This window comes from Mycobacterium noviomagense, from assembly GCF_010731635.1.
Classification (GTDB): domain Bacteria; phylum Actinomycetota; class Actinomycetes; order Mycobacteriales; family Mycobacteriaceae; genus Mycobacterium; species Mycobacterium noviomagense.
In genome coordinates, this window is record NZ_AP022583.1 from 3387307 (window position 1) to 3405015 (window position 17709).

At 68.0% G+C, this 17709-nt stretch carries 17 protein-coding genes; 13 read left to right on the forward strand and 4 right to left on the reverse strand.

Annotated elements, in window-relative coordinates; all coding sequences use genetic code 11:
- Window positions 1–45: 45 nt before the first annotated feature.
- The 3 genes from G6N15_RS22780 to mbp1 form a co-directional block, all read right to left on the reverse strand.
- The gene (locus G6N15_RS22780; RefSeq protein WP_169922519.1) at window positions 46–207 is read right to left on the reverse strand and encodes a hypothetical protein; all 162 of its coding nucleotides are present in this window, start codon (window positions 205–207) and stop codon (window positions 46–48) included.
- 95 nt (window positions 208–302) lie between these two features.
- Window positions 303–836, reverse strand: coding sequence for a PAS domain-containing protein (locus G6N15_RS16010; protein WP_232070251.1), 534 nt, complete (start codon window positions 834–836; stop codon window positions 303–305).
- Window positions 837–1148: 312 nt separating this feature from the next.
- The gene (mbp1, locus tag G6N15_RS16015; RefSeq protein WP_083087946.1) at window positions 1149–1394 is read right to left on the reverse strand and encodes a microaggregate-binding protein 1; all 246 of its coding nucleotides are present in this window, start codon (window positions 1392–1394) and stop codon (window positions 1149–1151) included.
- 290 nt (window positions 1395–1684) lie between these two features.
- Between mbp1 and G6N15_RS16020 the strand changes: the two genes are divergently transcribed.
- From G6N15_RS16020 to G6N15_RS16030, 3 genes are all read left to right on the forward strand, one after another.
- On the forward strand, window positions 1685–3178 hold the full coding sequence (locus G6N15_RS16020) for an FAD-dependent oxidoreductase (RefSeq protein ID WP_083087986.1): 1494 nt from the start codon (window positions 1685–1687) through the stop codon (window positions 3176–3178).
- 170 nt (window positions 3179–3348) lie between these two features.
- Entirely contained in the window at window positions 3349–4320 is a 972-nt protein-coding gene (locus G6N15_RS16025; RefSeq protein ID WP_083087944.1) for a glycosyltransferase, read from the forward strand.
- A gap of 41 nt (window positions 4321–4361) precedes the next feature.
- Entirely contained in the window at window positions 4362–5576 is a 1215-nt protein-coding gene (locus G6N15_RS16030; protein WP_083087942.1) for a glycosyltransferase, read from the forward strand.
- Here G6N15_RS16030 and G6N15_RS16035 read toward each other — a convergent pair.
- Window positions 5573–6520, reverse strand: coding sequence for a glycosyltransferase family 2 protein (locus G6N15_RS16035; protein ID WP_083087940.1), 948 nt, complete (start codon window positions 6518–6520; stop codon window positions 5573–5575). The two genes, G6N15_RS16030 and G6N15_RS16035, sit on opposite strands and share 4 nt — an antisense overlap.
- A gap of 70 nt (window positions 6521–6590) precedes the next feature.
- Between G6N15_RS16035 and G6N15_RS16040 the strand changes: the two genes are divergently transcribed.
- The 10 genes from G6N15_RS16040 to pyrH all read left to right on the forward strand — a co-directional run bounded on the left by G6N15_RS16040 (window position 6591) and on the right by pyrH (window position 17620).
- Window positions 6591–7559 (forward strand): UDP-glucuronic acid decarboxylase family protein, encoded by a 969-nt coding sequence (locus G6N15_RS16040; RefSeq protein ID WP_232070252.1) that lies wholly within the window; start codon window positions 6591–6593, stop codon window positions 7557–7559.
- Between the two features lie 84 nt (window positions 7560–7643).
- On the forward strand, window positions 7644–9284 hold the full coding sequence (locus tag G6N15_RS16045; protein WP_083087936.1) for a carbamoyltransferase family protein: 1641 nt from the start codon (window positions 7644–7646) through the stop codon (window positions 9282–9284).
- The gene (locus G6N15_RS16050; RefSeq protein WP_083087934.1) at window positions 9281–10768 is read left to right on the forward strand and encodes an HAD-IIIA family hydrolase; all 1488 of its coding nucleotides are present in this window, start codon (window positions 9281–9283) and stop codon (window positions 10766–10768) included. The genes G6N15_RS16045 and G6N15_RS16050 overlap by 4 nt, the downstream gene beginning before the upstream one ends.
- Complete coding sequence (locus tag G6N15_RS16055; protein ID WP_083087933.1) at window positions 10765–11787, forward strand: glycosyltransferase family 9 protein; 1023 nt, start codon at window positions 10765–10767, stop codon at window positions 11785–11787. The genes G6N15_RS16050 and G6N15_RS16055 overlap by 4 nt, the downstream gene beginning before the upstream one ends.
- Window positions 11784–12359, forward strand: a complete 576-nt coding sequence (locus G6N15_RS16060; RefSeq protein WP_083087932.1) for a D-sedoheptulose-7-phosphate isomerase — start codon at window positions 11784–11786, stop codon at window positions 12357–12359. Before G6N15_RS16055 ends, G6N15_RS16060 begins: the two co-directional genes overlap by 4 nt.
- Window positions 12356–13738 (forward strand): PfkB family carbohydrate kinase, encoded by a 1383-nt coding sequence (locus tag G6N15_RS16065; protein ID WP_083087931.1) that lies wholly within the window; start codon window positions 12356–12358, stop codon window positions 13736–13738. Before G6N15_RS16060 ends, G6N15_RS16065 begins: the two co-directional genes overlap by 4 nt.
- A gap of 29 nt (window positions 13739–13767) precedes the next feature.
- Window positions 13768–14454, forward strand: coding sequence for an SDR family oxidoreductase (locus tag G6N15_RS16070; protein ID WP_083087930.1), 687 nt, complete (start codon window positions 13768–13770; stop codon window positions 14452–14454).
- Window positions 14445–15392, forward strand: coding sequence for a glycosyltransferase family 9 protein (locus tag G6N15_RS16075; protein ID WP_232070253.1), 948 nt, complete (start codon window positions 14445–14447; stop codon window positions 15390–15392). Before G6N15_RS16070 ends, G6N15_RS16075 begins: the two co-directional genes overlap by 10 nt.
- Window positions 15389–16723 carry a UDP-glucose dehydrogenase family protein gene (locus G6N15_RS16080; RefSeq protein ID WP_083087929.1) on the forward strand — a complete coding sequence of 445 codons (1335 nt, stop codon included), beginning with the start codon at window positions 15389–15391 and terminating at the stop codon, window positions 16721–16723. The genes G6N15_RS16075 and G6N15_RS16080 overlap by 4 nt, the downstream gene beginning before the upstream one ends.
- 129 nt (window positions 16724–16852) lie before the next feature.
- A complete protein-coding gene (pyrH, locus tag G6N15_RS16085) occupies window positions 16853–17620 on the forward strand; it encodes a UMP kinase (RefSeq protein ID WP_083087928.1) in 768 nt (255 codons plus the stop codon).
- Window positions 17621–17709: the final 89 nt, after the last annotated feature.

The window sequence follows — 17709 nt, forward strand, 5'->3', positions numbered from 1 at the left end:
GGCGCAGCAGGCAAAGCTGATTGCCGCACTTCCGGATTCGAGTTGCTACGGCTTGTCTGGTGGCGTCAGCCGCTCGGGTGGCTCAGGCGGGGTGAGCCGCTCCGGCGTCTCGGCCGGGCTGAGTCGCTCCGGGGGCTCCTCGGGCGTGATCCGCTCGGGCGGCTCCGCGGGGGTACCCCGCTCTGGTTCTTGTGCAATGTCATTCATGGTGGTCACCATTAGCATTAGTTACTTCCGAGGTATACGTGCGCGCTGGAAATGTCGCGTACCCGCGCCTGGGTGAAGCGAAACTGCGGCAACGGTCAGCAGCGTGTGGCTGCGCGAACCCGTTGCCGTTGCTCGTCGGTGTGGCCGTCTCTGGATACGACCCGCAGGCGCGCCGCCATCCGGTCGTATTCGGACTGCGGACCGAAAGCGACGCCGTCGGTCGCCGCTGTCATGTCGACGTACGAACCTTGCATACCCCCAAACGATCCGCCCCTGTCATAAAACGGTGCGCCGCTCACCACCACGTCATGCATCCGGTTGCTGGTGTCCAGGATGCGGTGGCGCGAGCTAAAGGGACGCGGCGTGCGACGCACGGCATTCAAAGTGTCGGCCACGTGGGCGAAATCATCGGGATGAACGTGGGAGAGCACCAGTTCCGTTCCTGGTGACACCGTTCCGGGTCGATAACCGTGCATGTGCTCCACCTGCGGCGACCACACCCACCGGGCGTCGTCGAAATGAAAGCAGAACCAGCCGAGATGCTCGGACCATCCGCCGGTGAACGGTTGCGCCCGGTCGGTTTCTACGCCGCTGTGCGCTAGGCGCATAAAGCTTGTTGGTGTATCCATGATGACCTCATATCTCATCGGTACGACACGCCACATTGCGATGAACTGATCCACTCGGCGCGAAAACTGAGCGCGGCTACACCGCCGCTGAATCCGCTATTTCCTTAGCGGCCGGTTGACGGGCACCTTTTTGCCTGGTGTTCTGTCTGCAGAATATTTCTGCCGGTAATTGGCCCAAGCACAAGGTAATTGAACAATGCGATTGTGAACCGATCATGAACCGACACGGTGACCTTCGCCACAGCGTCGGTGAGGCCTGCATAGTCGACAGGCCCGGTCCGTTGCCAGACCGGGCCCGTCCTTTCTATCGAGCTATTGCTGGTGCGTTTGCTGCTTCTTCTCTGCAGACTCCGCGCCACCGCGGGCCGCTTCGGCTTGCGCTTCCTTCTTGGCTGCGTCGCGCTGAGCTTCGGCCTTCTCCTGCTGGGCATGGCCCTCACGAGCCAGCTCGTCTTGGCCGGTGATGTTGCCGACCGCTTCCTTAGCCTTGCCCTTGACGTCTTCGACGACGCCGCGCACGCCCTCTGCGGGTCCGCTCTTGTCCTTGTCTTCCGCCATGGACTTCCTCCTCGTTGGCTGCTATCACTGAGCCCTCCAGCTCAGCACCGATCCGATATCGGCGCCGCGAGGCCATGTCTTGGAGCTCATGGATCTCCCCGCCGCGTGTCGCCGGATTCCCAGGCTGCCGAGGCCTCAAACATGCGCTGTCGACACAGATATCCGGCGGACCTTTCCCGGCAGTGTCTGGCCTGGTGAAACGCGGTTAAGCCGCAATTGTGACGCTGCCCACGCGTGCGCCCCCGTCCGGCGGCGAGTTTGGTGGCGACCACGTCGGGTATGTGCGAGCGATGACGTCGCTGTGGTTGTCCCAAAGGCGCGAACACGTGCTATCGGCAGAGCACCTCGATGAGCAGATGCGCTCCGCTGAGGTGGCGGTGGTCGGTGCCGGCATCACCGGCCTGATCACCGCCGTGCTGCTCGCCAGGGCGGGCATGGACGTGCTCGTATTGGAAGCTCGCAGTCCCGGCGCGGTGACCACTGGCAATACCACCGGGAAGATCAGCCTGCTTCAGGGCACCTCGTTGACCAAGATCGTGGCCCGCCACGGGGCGGACATCGCCCGCGACTACGTGCGAGGCAGTCGGGAGGGCCAAGGGTGGCTACTGCGCTATTGCGAGGACAACGACGTTGCGGTGCAGCGCGAGGCTGACTACACCTACGCCCAGTCCGCCAAAGAAGTGCCGTCGGCGCGCGCGGAGCTGACGGCGTGCCGGCTTGCTGGGCTGGACGCCGAGTGGGACGACGATGCTGGTGTCCCTTTCCCGTTCCACGGCGGTGTGCGACTGGACGATCAGGCACAGTTCGATCCAATGCCGTTGCTGGACAAGCTCGTTGACGAGCTCACCAGTCGTGGTGGCAGGCTGGTGGAAAATGCCCGCGTCCGCGGGTTGTCGCATAACCGCGACCGACTGCGGCTCAAAGTCCAGACGAACCAGGGGGAGGTGGACGTGGACGCTGGGCAGTGTGTGCTGGCCACCGGCATTCCGATCCTGGATCGGGGCGGATTCTTCGCAAGGCTCAAACCCAGCAGGTCCTACGCCTTTGCGTTCGAGGTGCCCGGTGAGATCACCCGGCCGATGTTTATCTCTGCCGGTTCGCCGACCAGGTCCGTGCGGTATGCCCCGGTCGGCGACGGCGAGCGACTCATTGTCGCGGGCGCTGGACACACCGTGGGACGTAAGAGTCCCACTGCCGAGTTGGACGAGTTGTCGTCGTGGGCGCAGACCCATTTTCCGGGTGCTGTTCCCACCCATCAGTGGTCGGCGCAGGACTACACGCCCGTCGACCACTTGCCGTATGTCGGCCCGATTTTGCCCGGCAATGAAAAGATCTTTGTCGCAACGGGATTCAATAAATGGGGCCTCACCGGAGGCACCGCTGCGGCGCTTGTTCTCAGTGCACGGATCCTGGGCGGTCGGATGGACTGGGCGCGCGCGTTCTCGGCGTGGAGCCCGCACGAGCTCACCGGCATCACCACGGCCGTACAAGCCAATCTGGAGGTCGGCTTCCACATGGCGAAAGGCTGGCTGACGCCGGCCGTCCGACGCGGCGCGCCAAGCGAGGGTGGTGCGGTGAGCGGTCCGCCGTGGCATCTGCAAGCGCGCTGCAAGATCGATGGTGTGGAACACAGGCTTTCACCGGTATGCCCACATTTGGGCGGCATCGTGGCATGGAACGACGCCAGCAAATCGTGGGAATGCCCTTTGCACGGATCAAGATTCGCGCCTGACGGTACGTTGCTGGAGGGCCCGGCCACCCGTGGGCTGACAGCCTCGTCGTAACGCTCGCTCGACGTCTAGCACCCGGTCGACGGTCCCGGTGCGAGCCTCAACATATGGCGCGGCGCCGCGCAGGTGACTCAAACAGCAGGTCACGGCCGTCGTCTCGATGCACCAGCGCCGCTCAAATTGGGCAATGTTTGGCGGTCAAAGAGTGAGGGAAGTACTTCCCGATGCCGACAGCGACGGCGAGAAGCGTTTTGCTCTGGCATGTCCACGGCTCGTGGACCGAGGCGTTCGTGCGGGGTCGGCACCGGTATATCGTTCCGGTCAACGCTGCCAAGGATGCCGACGGTCGGGGACTTAGCGGTCGATGCTGGCCGCGGGCGCGCGAAGTAGAAATCGATCGGCTGGCCGATGAGCCCATCGATGTCGCGGTGATACAACGCCCGCACGAGCTGGAGCTGATGGCGGCATGGTCGGGCCGGCGCCCGGGTGTCGATGTCCCAACGGTTTACGTCGAACACAATGCGCCGCGGCCGTCGCCGGCCGAAAGCCGGCACCCGGTCGCCGACCGCAGGGATATCACGCTCGTGCACGTCACCGACTTCAACCGGCTGATGTGGGACAACGGAGTTGCGCCGACCGCGGTCATCACCCACGGCATCGTCGATCCCGGCGACCTGTACACCGGCGAGCTGTCGGCCGCGGCGACCATGATCAACGAGCCGGCCCGACGCTGCCGGATCGTGGGCGCCGATTTGCTGGCGCCGTTGTCGGCCGACGTTCCGATCGAGGTTTGGGGAATCGGCACGCCAGAGCTGAACGACCCGGGCTGGGGTCCACGTGTTCGCGGTCGGGGCGATGTGTTGCCGCCGGCACTGTACCAGGAGGTGGCACGTCGGCGGGTGTATGTGCACACCGCGCGGTGGACGTCGCTGGGGCTCTCGCTGCTGGAGGCGATGCATCTCGGGATGCCTGTTGTTGCTGTGGGATCGACCATGGCTCCGCTAGCCGTGCCGAGTGAGGCTGGTGTGGTCAGCGCCGACGTCGACACGCTCGCCGACGCGCTGCGGCGCTACGTCGAGGATCCCGAGGCGGCGCGCGCAGCCGGAAAGTCGGCGCGCCAGTTCGCATTACACCACTTTGGCCTCGACCGGTTTCTGCGCGACTGGGACCAGCTCATCGAGGACGCGTGCGCATGAGTGCACCTGACAACCGCCGAAGCGCCAGGAAGGCAAGCCGCATGAGGATCGCCATGGTGTCCGAACATGCGAGCCCGCTAGCGGCGCTGGGCGGCGTCGACGCGGGTGGCCAGAACGTGCATGTCGCCGAACTGTCGGCCGCGATGGCCCGGCGCGGGCACGAGGTGCTCGTCTATACCCGCCGCGACAACCCCGACCTGCCGGAGCGGGTCCAGACCGACGACGGCTACACCGTGGTTCACGTGCCGGCCGGACCACCTCAGATGCTGCCCAAGGACGAATTGCTCGAACACATGCCGGCTTTCGGGCGTTTCTTAGCGGACCAGTGGCGCGACGAGCGGCCCGACGTCGCCCACGCGCATTTCTGGATGTCCGGTATCGCCACCTTGCGGGCGGCCCGCCGGCGTCGGGTGCCGACGGTTCAGACCTTCCACGCGCTCGGTGTGGTCAAACGGCGCCATCAAGGTGTGCAGGACACGAGCCCGCCGGCCCGGCTGCGGCTGGAGCAATCGGTGGCGCGGCGGGTGGATTGGGTGACGGCCACCTGCACCGACGAAGTCTTCGAGCTGGTGCGGCTGGGACGGCCGCGCTCACGGATTTCGGTGGTTCCCTGCGGTGTCGACCTGGCCCGGTTCTGCCTGGATGGTGTCCGCGGCGCCCACCCCGGGCCGCGGCGCGTCGTGTCGGTGGGCCGGCTGGTACCCCGGAAGGGCTTCGACATCTTGATCCGGGCTTTTGCCCAGGTCCCGGATGCCGAGCTGCGCATCGTCGGCGGCCCCGATGTCAGCGGACTGGCCGCTGATCCTGAAGCGCAGCGGTTAGCCGCGCTGGCCGCCGAGTTGGGTGTCTCCGAGCGGGTCCGGTTATGCGGATCGGTGTCGCGCAGCGAGATGCCGGCTGTGCTGCGGTGGGCTGATGTGGTGGCCTGCACGCCGTGGTACGAGCCGTTCGGCATCGTTCCGGTGGAGGCGATGGCGTGCGGCGTGCCGGTGCTGGCCGCCGCGGTGGGCGGCATGCTCGACACCGTGGTCGACGGGCGGACCGGCGTGCTGGTTCCCCCGAAAGACCCGCAGGCCTGCGCGCGCGCGCTCAACTCGATGCTGGGCGACCAGGCGCGGCTTGCAGATTGGGGTGCTGCCGGACGGCAGCGAGCAGAGTCGCGCTACTCGTGGGACCGGATCGCCGCGGACACGTTGAAGGTGTACCAGCGGGTGTTGCCGGCGCAGCGGCCGGCGACGGTAACCGCTCACGGTTAGCTGCCGAGCAGACGTAAAATCCCCCATTTTCCCGCCGAAATGGGGGATTTTACGTCTGCTCGCGGGGTGGGAGTTTCCAGCATCCGCAGCTGCTCTTCCAACTGCGGCGGCAGCGCGCGGCGGTTGGCCAGCGCCGCAGGCAGCCGTGCCAGCGCCTCTGCTGCCGCGCGCACGTACGCGGTGTCACGGGTGGCGGCGCGGAGCAATGCCGCGCCCGTCGCCAGGCACACCGGCAGCGGTCGCCGCATGCACGACGTCAGAAAATCGTTGCGCAGCACCCGCGCCCGCTGCGCGGCCGGAGCCGAGCGCCTCGGCGACGGCCGGTGAAAGGCGACCATGCGGTCGCAGTAGCACAGCTGCCAGCCCGCCGCCGCCAAATCCACTGCGAGCAACTGTTCTTCGCCGCGGAAATGCAGCACCCGAGAAAAGCCACCCACCGATTCGAATGCGGTCTTGCGGACCATCGCGGCACAGGACTGGAATCCCAGGATCGACGGTCCCGGAAGCCTGTCGACGTGGCCGAGTGCGCTGCCCGCCAGCTCGTCGCAAAACGGGTCGGTTCGGCCACCGGGCTCCACGACGGTTCGCGCTGCCAGCACCGCCAAATCGGGGTGCTGGTCGAACTCGCTCTCGCCGATCGCGACCGACTCGGGTTGCCACCACGAGTCGTCGTCGCAGAACGCGACATAGGGGGTGCGGCAAGCGGCGACGCCGATATTGCGGGCCACCGCGCCGCGGTTGCTGCTCAACGCCAGCAACACCACACGACTGGGATAGCGACCGGAAAGCTCGGCGGTGACGTCGCGAGTCTGATCGTGAGAACAGTTGTCCACCACAATGATTGGACACGGCGTGGTGTTCAGGAGCCGGGTCAGCGTCTCGGTCAGATCGTCGGCGCGGTCCCTGGTCGCGATGACGAAGGAGGTTCGCGGCGATTGATCCATGCCCGCAAAGCTACCCCGGCACGACAGGCGGAAAACGTTTGCCGGATGGTCATGCGGGTATCCGCGTCAGGTGCGTCAGCCAAGTCGCGTCCTGGTCACCGGAGGCGCCGGTTTTCTCGGCACCCACTTGTGCGAATGGCTGCTGCGGGCCGGCGCCCGCGTGGTATGCGTCGACGACCTGTGCACCAGCGCGGCGGCCAATGTCAGCGATCTGCAGGGTTGGCCCGGGCTCGATTTCATCGAACATGACATCACCGAGCCGCCGACCGACCAACGGCTGCGGGGACCGTTCGACATTGTGTTCCACCTGGCCTCACCGGCCTCACCTCCGGACTACATGAAGCTTCCGGTGCAGACCTTGAAGGTCGGTTCACAGGGCACCACGGTGGCACTCGACATCGCCGAGCGGTGCGGAGCCCGTTTCGTGCTGGCATCTACCAGTGAGGTCTACGGCGATCCGCTGGCCCATCCCCAGCCCGAATCCTATTGGGGCAACGTCAATCCGATCGGGCCGCGCAGCGTCTACGACGAGGCCAAGCGTTTCGCAGAGGCGCTCGTCTTCGCTCACCACCGTTCCCGCGGGGCCGATGTGGCGGTGGCGCGGATCTTTAACACCTACGGCCCGCGGATGCGTCCCGACGACGGCCGGATGGTTCCGACGTTCTGCCGGCAGGCGCTGCAGGGCGAGCCGATCACGGTCGCGGGCAGCGGCCACCAGACGCGCTCGCTGTGCCATGTCGACGACACAGTGGCAGCGCTGCTGGCGTTGGCCGCCAGCGACATCACCGGTCCGGTCAACATCGGCAACCCGACCGAGCTCACCGTGCTGCGGGTTGCCGAGCTCATCCGGGCCCACGCCGGCAGCACGTCCCCGATTCACTACGTGCCCGCGGCACAAGACGATCCGCAACGGCGCTGCCCGGACATCCGCGTCGCACGCGAGCAATTGGGATGGGAACCGAAGGTCGGTGCTGAAGAGGGCCTGGCGGAAACCGTCGACTGGTTCCGCACCCAGATCGTGCCGCCTGTCGCTGTTTAGCACTCGTTTAGCGCGAACAAGCTTGGGTACCGCTTACGGGAAGGTAACCACACATGTGCCACTTCGGCGGCGAGGGGAGACTTCGTGCGAATTCTCGGCGTCAACGCGGTCTTCCACGATCCGGCGGCCGCACTCGTCGTCGACGGACAGATCGTCGCCGCCGCCGAAGAAGAGCGGTTCTCCCGACGCAAGCACGGCAAGCAGGCGGTGGCGTTCTCCACCTGGGAACTGCCCACCGCGGCAGCGAGATGGTGCCTGCAGCAGGGCGGCATCACCGCCGCCGACCTCGACGCCGTCGGCTACTCCTACGATCCGGCGCTCGCCGAGGTACCCGGCGGGGTGCTCGACGGCCAAGACCGCGACTGGGAGCACCTACGCACCCTGTATGCGCGCCGCGCGCCGCAGTTTTTGTCGACCGCGTTGCCCGGTCTGGACCCGGGCATCGTGCGCCATGTCCGCCACCACGTCGCGCACGCGGCGTCGGCTTCGCTGGCCTCTCCGCAGCCGGACAGCGCGGTGCTCGTCGTCGACGGCCGCGGTGAAGCCACCTCCATGCTGGCTGGCGAATACCGCGACGGCAAACTCGACATCCTTGCCTCCCAACGACTTCCGCATTCGCTGGGGCTGCTGTATGAAAGCCTGACCGAGCACCTGGGGTTCAAGCGGTCCAGCGACGAATACAAAGTGATGGCGATGGCCTCCTACGGGAAGCCCAGCTACGCCGAGCGTCTGCGCGAGCTGGTGTATGCCTGCGGCGACGGCACATTTCGCACTGAGCCGGTCGACTGGACCGCGTTCGCCCCGCCACGGGATCCCGCCGAGACCGCGCTGGATTCCGCGCATGCGGATCTGGCGTGCAGCGTGCAGCGGGTGCTCGAGGAGGTGCTGCTCGAGCTGGTGTCGTGGCTGGCCGGGCGAACCAGCTCCGACACCCTGTGCCTGGCCGGCGGGGTGGCGCTGAACTGCGTGGCCAACACCGTGCTGTTCGACCGCGGCGGCTTTCATGACGTTTGGGTCCAGCCCGCGTCCGGAGACGCCGGTACCGCGCTCGGGGCGGCACTGGCGCTGGCCGCGGAGCACCGCGAGCCGATCGCCCCGATGCCCTCGGCATCGCTGGGCCGCGGCTGGTCCGACGACGAGGTGGCCGCGGTGCTGCACGACGCCGACATCTGCTACGAGCGTCCCGCCGATATCGCGGTCGCCGTGGCCGACGCCCTGGCCGACAACCTGCTGGTCGGATGGTTCCAGGGCCGCTCGGAATTCGGGCCGAGAGCGTTGGGCAACAGGTCGCTCTTGGCCGACCCCGGCGATCCGGCCAACGTCGAGCGGCTAAACCGGGTCAAGGGGCGCGAGCAGTTCCGCCCGGTGGCGCCGATGGTGCTGGCCGAGCATGCGTCGCAAATCTTTTCGCGCGGACCGCTGCCCAGCCCTTACATGCTTTTCATCCACGACGTGGCCGAAAAGTGGCGGGCGCGTATTCCGGCGGCCACCCACGTCGACGGGACGGCGCGGATCCAAACCGTCGACACCGACCAGCCGCTGCTGTACCGGATGATCAGCGAGTTCGCCGCCAAAACCGGTGTGCCGGTTGTCGTCAACACCAGCTTCAACACGGCGGGGCGTCCGATAATCGACAGCCCGCGAGATGCCCTGGAGTGCTTCGGCAGCGCACCGCTGGACGTCTTGGCCTTGGGCCCGTTCATGATTCGGCGGCACAACCAATGAGCCTCGGCTACGCCGTGGTGATCCCGACGATCGGTCGCCCGTCGTTGGGGCGACTGCTTGCCGCCCTGGACGCCGCGGCCGGCCCGCCACCGGCGGCGGTGATCGTGGTCGACGACCGGCCCGGCGCGGGCCAACTGGTGGAACTGCCGGCTACCGCTTTGCCGATCACCCTGCTGCGGTCCGGTGGCCGCGGGCCCGCGGCGGCCCGCAACGTCGGCTGGCGACACAGCAGCGCCGAGTGGGTCTGCTTTCTCGACGACGACGTGGTGCCCGGCCCGAACTGGTGCGCCCAACTGCTCACCGACCTGAACGGGGCCGACGACTCGGTGGTGGGCTCACAGGGCACAATCACCGTCCCCGCACCGACGGGACGACGACCGACTGACGACGAGCGGCGCACGCTCGGGCTGGCGAACGCGCAATGGATCACCGCTGATATGGCCTACCGACGCTCGGCGCTCGTGCGCTGCGGCGGCTTCGACGAACGTTTCCCCCGCGCCTACCGCGAAGACGCCGACATCGCGCTGCGCCTGACCCGGGCCGGGGGACGGATCATCCAGGGCGCGAGAAAAACTGAGCACCCGGTCGCAGCGGCGCAGCCCTCGGTCTGGAGCAGCGTGCGCGCGCAGCGCGGCAACCGCGACGACGCGCTGATGCGTCGCAAGCACGGCCGCAACTGGCGAACCGCGATCGGTGAGGGCCGTGGCCGGCTGCCGATCCATCTGCTGACCACGGGCTTGCTCCTGGTCGCGGTGGCGGGGGCCTTGGCACGGCTGCGCCGGGTGGCTTATGTCGGCGCGTTGTGCTGGCTGGGCCTGACCGTCGAGTTCACGCTGCGCCGAATCGCCGCCGGCCCGCGCACCCCCCGCGAGGCGGGCGCGATGGCGGCATCGAGCGTGCTCATTCCGCCGGTAGGTGTTGCTCAAAGAGCGTGGGGAACATGGCTTTTCCGCAATGCAACACCGGAGCCGCCGTTGGCGGTGCTGCTCGACCGCGACGATACGCTGATCAAAGACGGGCCGTATCTCAACGATCCCGACGGCGTGGTGCCGATGCCGACCGCGCGGCGGGCTTTGGACCGGCTGCGCAAGCACGGTCTGCTGCTGGCCGTGGTGACTAACCAGTCCGGGGTGGCCAAGGGCCTGATCAGCCCCGAACAGCTGGCCGCGGTGAACGCTAGGGTGGAGGAAGTATTCGGCCCGTTCGACTGCTGGCAGGTCTGTGTCCACGACAACGGGTGCGCCTGCCGAAAACCACAGCCGGGCATGGTGATTGCGGCTGCCGACGCGCTCGGCGTGCATCCCGACCGGTGTGTGATGATCGGCGACACCGGCGGCGACGTCGCTGCCGCGCGCGCCGCGCAGGCCAAGGCCATCCTGGTGCCGACCCAGCGAACGCGACGGTCGGAGATCACCGACGCCCATCCTTATGTCGCCAACTCGCTCGACGAGGCTGTGTCATTGGTGCTCAAGGAGTTTCGATGACCGCCTTGGTGGCCAGGCTGGACAGCTTGGGCGACGTGCTGGTCACCGGCCCCGCCGTGCGCGCCGTCGCCGACACCTACGACCGGGTGGTCTTCCTGGCCGGTCCCCGCGGCAGTGCGGCCGCGCGGATGTTGCCCGGCGTCGAGCGGGTGGTCGAGTGGGCGGCGGCCTGGGTGGACTTCGACGCGCCGCCGGTGACCGCCGACGCGGTGGCGTCGCTGGTCGACACGATCGCCGACGAAAAGCCCGATGCCGTCTTAATTTTCACGTCATTTCACCAGTCCCCGCTGCCGCTGGCGCTCATCTGCCGCATGGCCGGCGTGCCGTGGATCGGCGCGATCTGCGAGGACTATCCGGGGACGTTGCTGGACCTGCGCCACCACGTCGACGACGACATCCCCGAACCGCTGCGGGCGTTGTCGCTGGCGCAAGCCGCGGGCTATCGGCTGCCTGGCGGCGACGACGGCCGGTTGCGGGTCAAGCGCTTGCCGCAACTGGCCCCGCCGCTGCGTGCCGCGCTCAACGCGCATGAGTACGTGGCGTTTCACCCGGCGGCCGCCGTGCCGGCGCGACGGCCGTCCGCTCGCAAGTGCGCGGAGATGGTCCGCGCGCTCGCATCGGCCGGACACCGCGTCGTGGTCACCGGCGCCGAGGCCGAGCGGGAACTGACCGCACAGGTCGCCGGGGAAGTGGCGCTGGATTTGGCCGGGCAGACCACGCTGGCCGAACTCGGTTCGGTCTTCGCCGGCGCCCGCGCCGTGGTAGCGCCCAACACCGGGCCCGCGCACTTGGCCGCGGCGGTCGGGGCGCCGGTGGTGTCCCTGTTCGCGCCCGTGGTTCCAGCCTCCCGCTGGCTGCCGTACGGGACAACGGTGGCGGTGCTGGGTGACCAGGATGCCCCCTGCCGGGGCACGCGGGCGCGCGACTGCCCGGTTGCCGGACATCCCTGCCTGGACGGCATCAGCGCCACGGACGTCGTCGCGGCCGTCGCGGAGGTAGCGAGTCGAGGTGCAGCATGATCGAACGTCATTTCGCCGATCTGGTTGCCGCGGTGGCGCGGGTGCGGCCCGCCGCCGCCCAGCTGTCGGACTGGGGCACGCATCTGGCGGGTGTGCTCACCGGTGGTGGCCGCCTGCTGGCATGCGGCAACGGCGGCAGCGCGGCCGAAGCGCAGCATTTGACCGCCGAACTGGTCGGCCGCTTCAAGAACGAGCGAGACCCGTTGTCCGCCATTGCTTTACACGCGGATACCTCGGCGTCGACGGCGATCGTCAATGACTACGGCCCTGAGGAGATGTTCGCCCGCGGGGTCCGGGCGCATGGCCGGCCCGGCGATGTGCTGGTCGCGTTGTCCACCAGCGGCACCAGCCCCAACGTGCTCGCCGCGGTCAAAGCGGCGCAGGAGATCGGGGTGACCACGTGGGCATTGACGGGTCCGGCGCCGAATCCGTTGCTGGCCATGAGCGACGACGCAATCTGCGTGGACGCCGATTCGACGGCCACCGTGCAGGAGATTCATCTGGTGCTTGTGCACGGCTTGTGCATGGCGCTCGACGACGCGCTGCTCAGCCCCAGGAGCAAAGCCATATGAAACCACTTGTCATCGTTGGCGATTCGATTCTCGACATCGACGTCGAAGGCTCGGCCAGCCGGCTCTCGCCGGAGGCACCGGTCCCCGTGGTGGAACCGGAGCGGATCTGGCAGCGGCCCGGGGGTGCCGGGCTGGCGGCCGTGCTGGCCGCCCGCGTGCACCCTGCAGTGGTGCTGGTGACCGCGACCGCGGACGATCCGACCGGCCGCACACTGGCCGGGCTGTTCGCCGCCGACTATCCGGGCATCCGGGTCGTTGGGATTCCGCTCTCTGGTGCCACCGCCACCAAGGTCCGGATCCGGGCGGGCGGCCAATCGGTGGTCCGCGTCGACCACGGCGACGGTTACGCGGCTGACAACGCGCTCCCGCCGGAGGTGGCGGCGGTTGTGGAGCAGGCGGCGGCGGTCTGTGTAGCCGACTACGGCCGCGGCGTAGCCGCGCACCCGCAACTGCGAACGATCCTCAAGGCGGCCGCGGGCCGTCTTCCCGTGGTCTGGGATCCGCACCCACGCGGACCCAAACCGATCCGCGGCTGCACGATCGTCACACCGAATCAGGCTGAGGCCAAGCAGTTTTCGCGCGGCACTTTCAGCCCAGGCCAGCTGGCCGGCGCGCTGCGTACCCAGTGGGGCGCACGGGCAGTCAGCGTGACGCTCGGTGCACGCGGAGCGATGTTCGCCGACCGCCGCCACGCCGGGCACCACATTCTCCCGCCGGACACCGCCGGCAGTTCCCGCAGCGACACCTGCGGTGCCGGTGACCGTTTTGCGGTGGCCGCGGCGACCGCGCTGGCGGACGGCGCCGATCCGCTGGCGGCGGCCACCGCGGCGGTGGACGCCGCCTCCCGCTTCGTCGCAGCGGGCGGTGCCGCCGGAGTATCCAGCGTGATGCCGATGCCCGACCTGTCTGCTCCGACCGGCGCGGTGACGGGAATGGACGCCGTGCTGACGCTGGCCGAGCGGGTGCGGCGCCGCGGCGGCACGGTGGTGGCCACCGGCGGCTGCTTCGATTTGCTGCACACCGGTCATGTGCGATTGCTGCGGCGCGCCCGCGATTTGGGCGATGCGCTGGTGGTGCTCATCAACGCCGACGAATCGGTGCGGGCCATCAAGGGTGCCGGCCGTCCCGTGGTGCCGGCCGAGGACCGCGCCCGGGTGCTGGCGGCGCTGGGCTGCGTCGACGGGGTGGCGATCTTCCACGAGACCTCACCGGCGGCGGCGCTGGAGCGATTGCAGCCGGACATCTGGGTGAAAGGCGGCGACTACACCGGGGTTGAGCTGCCCGAAGCCGATGTGGTGCACCGGCACGGCGGCGAAGTCGTGCTGCTGCCCACCGTGCCGGGGTATTCGTCGTCGAAGCTCATCGCTGCGACGCACTAAGCGACTGCGCCGAAACAGAAAGGCAGACAATGATATTGGGCAACATTTTGGTCGCGGGCGGCGCATCGGGCCTGGGCGCGGCCGCGGTTCGGGCCGTGCAACGCCACGGCGGCACACCGCTGGTGATCGACATCGCCAAACCACAGGACGGGGTGCGTTACGCGAGTGCGGACCTTGCCGACACCGCAAGTGTCGACGACGCCGTACGCGAATTGGCCGACGGCGTCGACGGCCAGCTGCACGGTGTGTTCACCCCCGCCGGCATCGACAGCTGCGGCCCGCTGGACAAGGTATCCGCCAAAGAGTGGGAACGGGTGGTGCATGTCAACCTGCTCGGCACCGCCGCGGTGATCAGATCCGCACTGCCCTACCTGAAAGCCATGCACGGACGGGTCGTCACCTGCGCATCGACGCTGGGCATCAAGGCGGTCAGCGACGCCACCGCCTACTGCGCCTCGAAATTCGGCGTCGTCGGATTCACCCGGGCGCTGGCCGCCGAGCTGGCCGGAACCGTCGGCGTGACGCTGCTGATCCCCGGCGGCATGCGCACCCCGTTCTTCGACAACCGCGAAGAACAGTACAAACCACCGCCGAACGCCAAGCTCAACGACCCCGACATCGTCGCCGAGACAGTCATATTCGCGCTGAGCCAGCCGCCCGGCAGTGAGGTCCGCGAAATGGTGGTGTGCGCCTCGGAGGAGTCCTCGTGGCCTTGACAAGCCCGGACGGCACAGTGCTGGTGCTGCGCGCGCTCGGACTGGGTGACTTGCTCACCGGCGTCCCGGCGCTGCGCGGGCTGCGCCGGGCTTACCCGTCGGCCCGCATCGTGCTGGCGACGCCAAAGCCGTTGGGCCCGTTGGCGCTGTTCTGCGGCGCTGTCGACGAGGTGCTGCCCACCGGTGGACTCGGCGAGCTGCATTGGCCCGGGCCGCCGCCCGATGTGGCAGTCAACCTGCATGGCCGCGGCCCGGAAAGCATTGCCGATCTGTTGAGCAGTGATCCGAAAACGCTGATATCGCACCGCAATCCGCGCTACCCATCGCTGATCGGCCCGCCGTGGCGTGCCGAAATCCACGAAGTGGACCGCTGGTGTGCGCTGCTGGGGGCTTCAGGTATCGCCTGCGATCCGGAGGACTTGGCGATCGGTCGTCCGGACGGATACCCGCACCGTGACGGCGTCGTCGTCATCCACCCGGGAGCGGCGGCACCATCACGGCGTTGGCCCGCTGACCGGTTCGCTACCGTAGCCGCGGCGCTCACCGCCGCCGGGCACCGCGTTGTCGTGACCGGATCGGCCGCCGAGAGATCGCTCGCGGAAAGCGTTGCCGCACAAGCCGATCTGGGCGCGTCAGCGGTGCTGGCCGGACAACTCGATGTGCTTGGCATGGTGGGACTGATCAGTGACTGCCAGTTACTGGTATGCGGGGACACCGGTGTCGGCCACATCGCTACCGCTACCGGGACACCGTCGGTGCTGCTGTTCGGGCCCACTCCGCCGAGCCGGTGGGGGCCGCGCGGTGCGGGACGGCACATCACGGTATGGGCAGGCGACTGCGGCGACCCGCATGGGGATCGCCCGCATCGCGGACTGCTGCTGATCACGCCGTCGCGGGTGATCGACGCCACCCGCCAACTGCTTGCGGAGTGCGCATGAGCATCCAGCCCGCCACCGCTGCCGCCAAGCGCATCAAAGTCGGCGTCATCGGCGCCGGCTACGTCGGCTTGACCACCGCGGTTTGCCTGGCCGCCAAGGGAATCGACACCGTATGCGTCGACAATGATGCTGCCCGGGTCGACCAACTGCGCCAGGGCGGGTCGGTGATCGACGAACCGGACCTCGACGAGCTGTTGTGCAGCGGCCTGCGGCGTGGCGACCTTCGCTTCACCTGTCACTACGACGATTTGCGCGATCGCGACGTCACGTTCGTATGCGTTCCGACTCCGACCAACGAGGACGGCGGCGCCGACCTGCGCGCGGTCGAGCGCGCGGTCGCCGAACTGGCCGACGTGCTGCGGCCGGGCTCGGTGGTCGCGGTGAAATCGACTGTGCCCGTGGGCACGTGCCGCCGACTAGCCGAACTGCTCAAGACCCGCGGCGTCCACACCGTCGCCAATCCGGAATTCCTGCGTGAAGGTCGTGCCGTGCATGACTTCTGCCATCCCGAGCGGGTGGTGGTGGGCGCCGCCGACGACGCGCAGCGCCATGACGCCGCTGCGCGAGTCGCTGAGTTGTACGTAGGGGACACCGACACGGTGTTGCGGATGAGCCTGGAAAGCGCGGAGCTGGCCAAGTACGCCAGCAACGCTTTTCTGGCGGTCAAACTGTCATTCGTCAACTCGCTGGCCGAGTTGTGCGGCCGTGTCGGCGCCGACATCGGGGATGTCACTGGCTGCATGGGCGCCGATGAGCGGATCGGCCGCCACTTTCTGGCGCCCGGGCCGGGCTGGGGCGGCTCGTGCCTGCCGAAGGACACCGCGGCGCTGCTGCACACCGGCCGCGCGCACAATGTTGCGCTGAACGAGGTGGACTCGGCGCGGCGCACCAACGTCGCTCAGGCCGAGCGCATCGCGACCTCGGTGCGGCGCCTGTTGCAGCGTCCGCTCGGTGAACTGAAGATCACCGCGCTCGGCTTGACGTTCAAGGCCGGCACCAGCGACGTCCGCGACTCGCCGGCGGTCGCGATCTGTACCGTGCTGCACCGGGCCGGGGCGCAGGTCACCGCCTACGATCCCCGGCTGGACAGCATCGACAGCGCCCAGCTGCCGGTCGCCATCGCCCGCGATCCGTACGTCGCTGCAAAAGACGCCGACGCCATCCTGGTGTTGACCGAGTGGCCGGAGTTCAGCGAGTTGGACTGGGACTCGATTGCGCGGTGCGCGGCCGGCGGCGCCGTCGTACTCGACACTCGCAACATCCTCGACCGCGACGCGGTGAACACCTCAGCGCTGGTCTGCCTCGGCAACGGCACCGCCTACGGGTACTAAGTTGGACGCCGAGCGGGCAGCCACGGCGAAATATCGGCACATTTTTCGCCCTGGTTTCACGTTCGGCGCAGGCGTTTGGACTAAAGAATTATCCCGGGTCACGCGGGGTGCCCTTATGCGAGGAGTTTGATGAGCGAGCCGCAGCCGCCGGGCAGTCACGGCGCACCGGACGACGGCCAGCCGTCGAGCCGGTCGAAATACTCGCGGGTGTTGCTCAAGCTCGGTGGCGAGATGTTCGGCGGCGGCCAGGTGGGCCTGGATCCCGACGTGGTGGCGCAGGTCGCTCGTCAGATCGCCGAAGTGGTCCGCGACGGCGTGCAGGTCGCGGTGGTCATCGGCGGCGGCAACTTCTTCCGCGGTGCGCAGTTGCAGCAGCGCGGCATGGAACGCAGCCGATCCGACTACATGGGGATGCTCGGTACCGTCATGAACAGCCTTGCGCTGCAAGACTTTCTGGAGAAGGAAGGCATCGTCACCCGGGTGCAGACGGCCATCACCATGGGTCAGGTCGCCGAGCCCTACATCCCGCTGCGAGCGCGCCGGCACCTGGAGAAAGGCCGAGTGGTGATCTTCGGGGCCGGCATGGGGTTGCCGTATTTTTCCACCGACACGACGGCCGCGCAGCGGGCGCTGGAGATCGGCGCGGACGTGGTGCTGATGGCCAAAGCGGTCGACGGAGTTTTTGCCGAGGACCCGCGGGTCAACCCGAACGCCGAACTGCTCACCGCGATCAGCCACCGCGAGGTCATCGACCGTGGGCTGCGGGTGGCCGATGCCACCGCGTTCAGCCTCTGTATGGACAATGGCATGCCGATTCTGGTGTTCAACCTGCTGACTGACGGCAATATCGCCCGCGCAGTCGCGGGTGAGAAGATCGGAACACTGGTCACCACGTAACGGGGGCCCGCGCCGGCGACGATGCAGAGCGTAGCGATGAGGAGGAGCGGCGCAAATGATCCCCGCCGGCGACGATGCAGAGCGCGGGG

Coding starts and splice junctions, on each gene's coding strand:
- G6N15_RS16035 (WP_083087940.1), bottom strand. CDS start 6,520: ATGGATCAATCGCCGCGAACCTCCTTCGTCATCGCGACCAGGGACCGC.
- mbp1 (WP_083087946.1), bottom strand. CDS start 1,394: ATGGCGGAAGACAAGGACAAGAGCGGACCCGCAGAGGGCGTGCGCGGC.
- G6N15_RS16010 (WP_232070251.1), bottom strand. CDS start 836: ATGGATACACCAACAAGCTTTATGCGCCTAGCGCACAGCGGCGTAGAA.
- G6N15_RS16070 (WP_083087930.1), top strand. CDS start 13,768: ATGATATTGGGCAACATTTTGGTCGCGGGCGGCGCATCGGGCCTGGGC.
- G6N15_RS16020 (WP_083087986.1), top strand. CDS start 1,685: ATGACGTCGCTGTGGTTGTCCCAAAGGCGCGAACACGTGCTATCGGCA.
- G6N15_RS16065 (WP_083087931.1), top strand. CDS start 12,356: ATGAAACCACTTGTCATCGTTGGCGATTCGATTCTCGACATCGACGTC.
- G6N15_RS16030 (WP_083087942.1), top strand. CDS start 4,362: ATGAGGATCGCCATGGTGTCCGAACATGCGAGCCCGCTAGCGGCGCTG.
- G6N15_RS16060 (WP_083087932.1), top strand. CDS start 11,784: ATGATCGAACGTCATTTCGCCGATCTGGTTGCCGCGGTGGCGCGGGTG.
- pyrH (WP_083087928.1), top strand. CDS start 16,853: ATGAGCGAGCCGCAGCCGCCGGGCAGTCACGGCGCACCGGACGACGGC.
- G6N15_RS16025 (WP_083087944.1), top strand. CDS start 3,349: ATGCCGACAGCGACGGCGAGAAGCGTTTTGCTCTGGCATGTCCACGGC.
- G6N15_RS22780 (WP_169922519.1), bottom strand. CDS start 207: ATGAATGACATTGCACAAGAACCAGAGCGGGGTACCCCCGCGGAGCCG.
- G6N15_RS16050 (WP_083087934.1), top strand. CDS start 9,281: ATGAGCCTCGGCTACGCCGTGGTGATCCCGACGATCGGTCGCCCGTCG.
- G6N15_RS16080 (WP_083087929.1), top strand. CDS start 15,389: ATGAGCATCCAGCCCGCCACCGCTGCCGCCAAGCGCATCAAAGTCGGC.
- G6N15_RS16055 (WP_083087933.1), top strand. CDS start 10,765: ATGACCGCCTTGGTGGCCAGGCTGGACAGCTTGGGCGACGTGCTGGTC.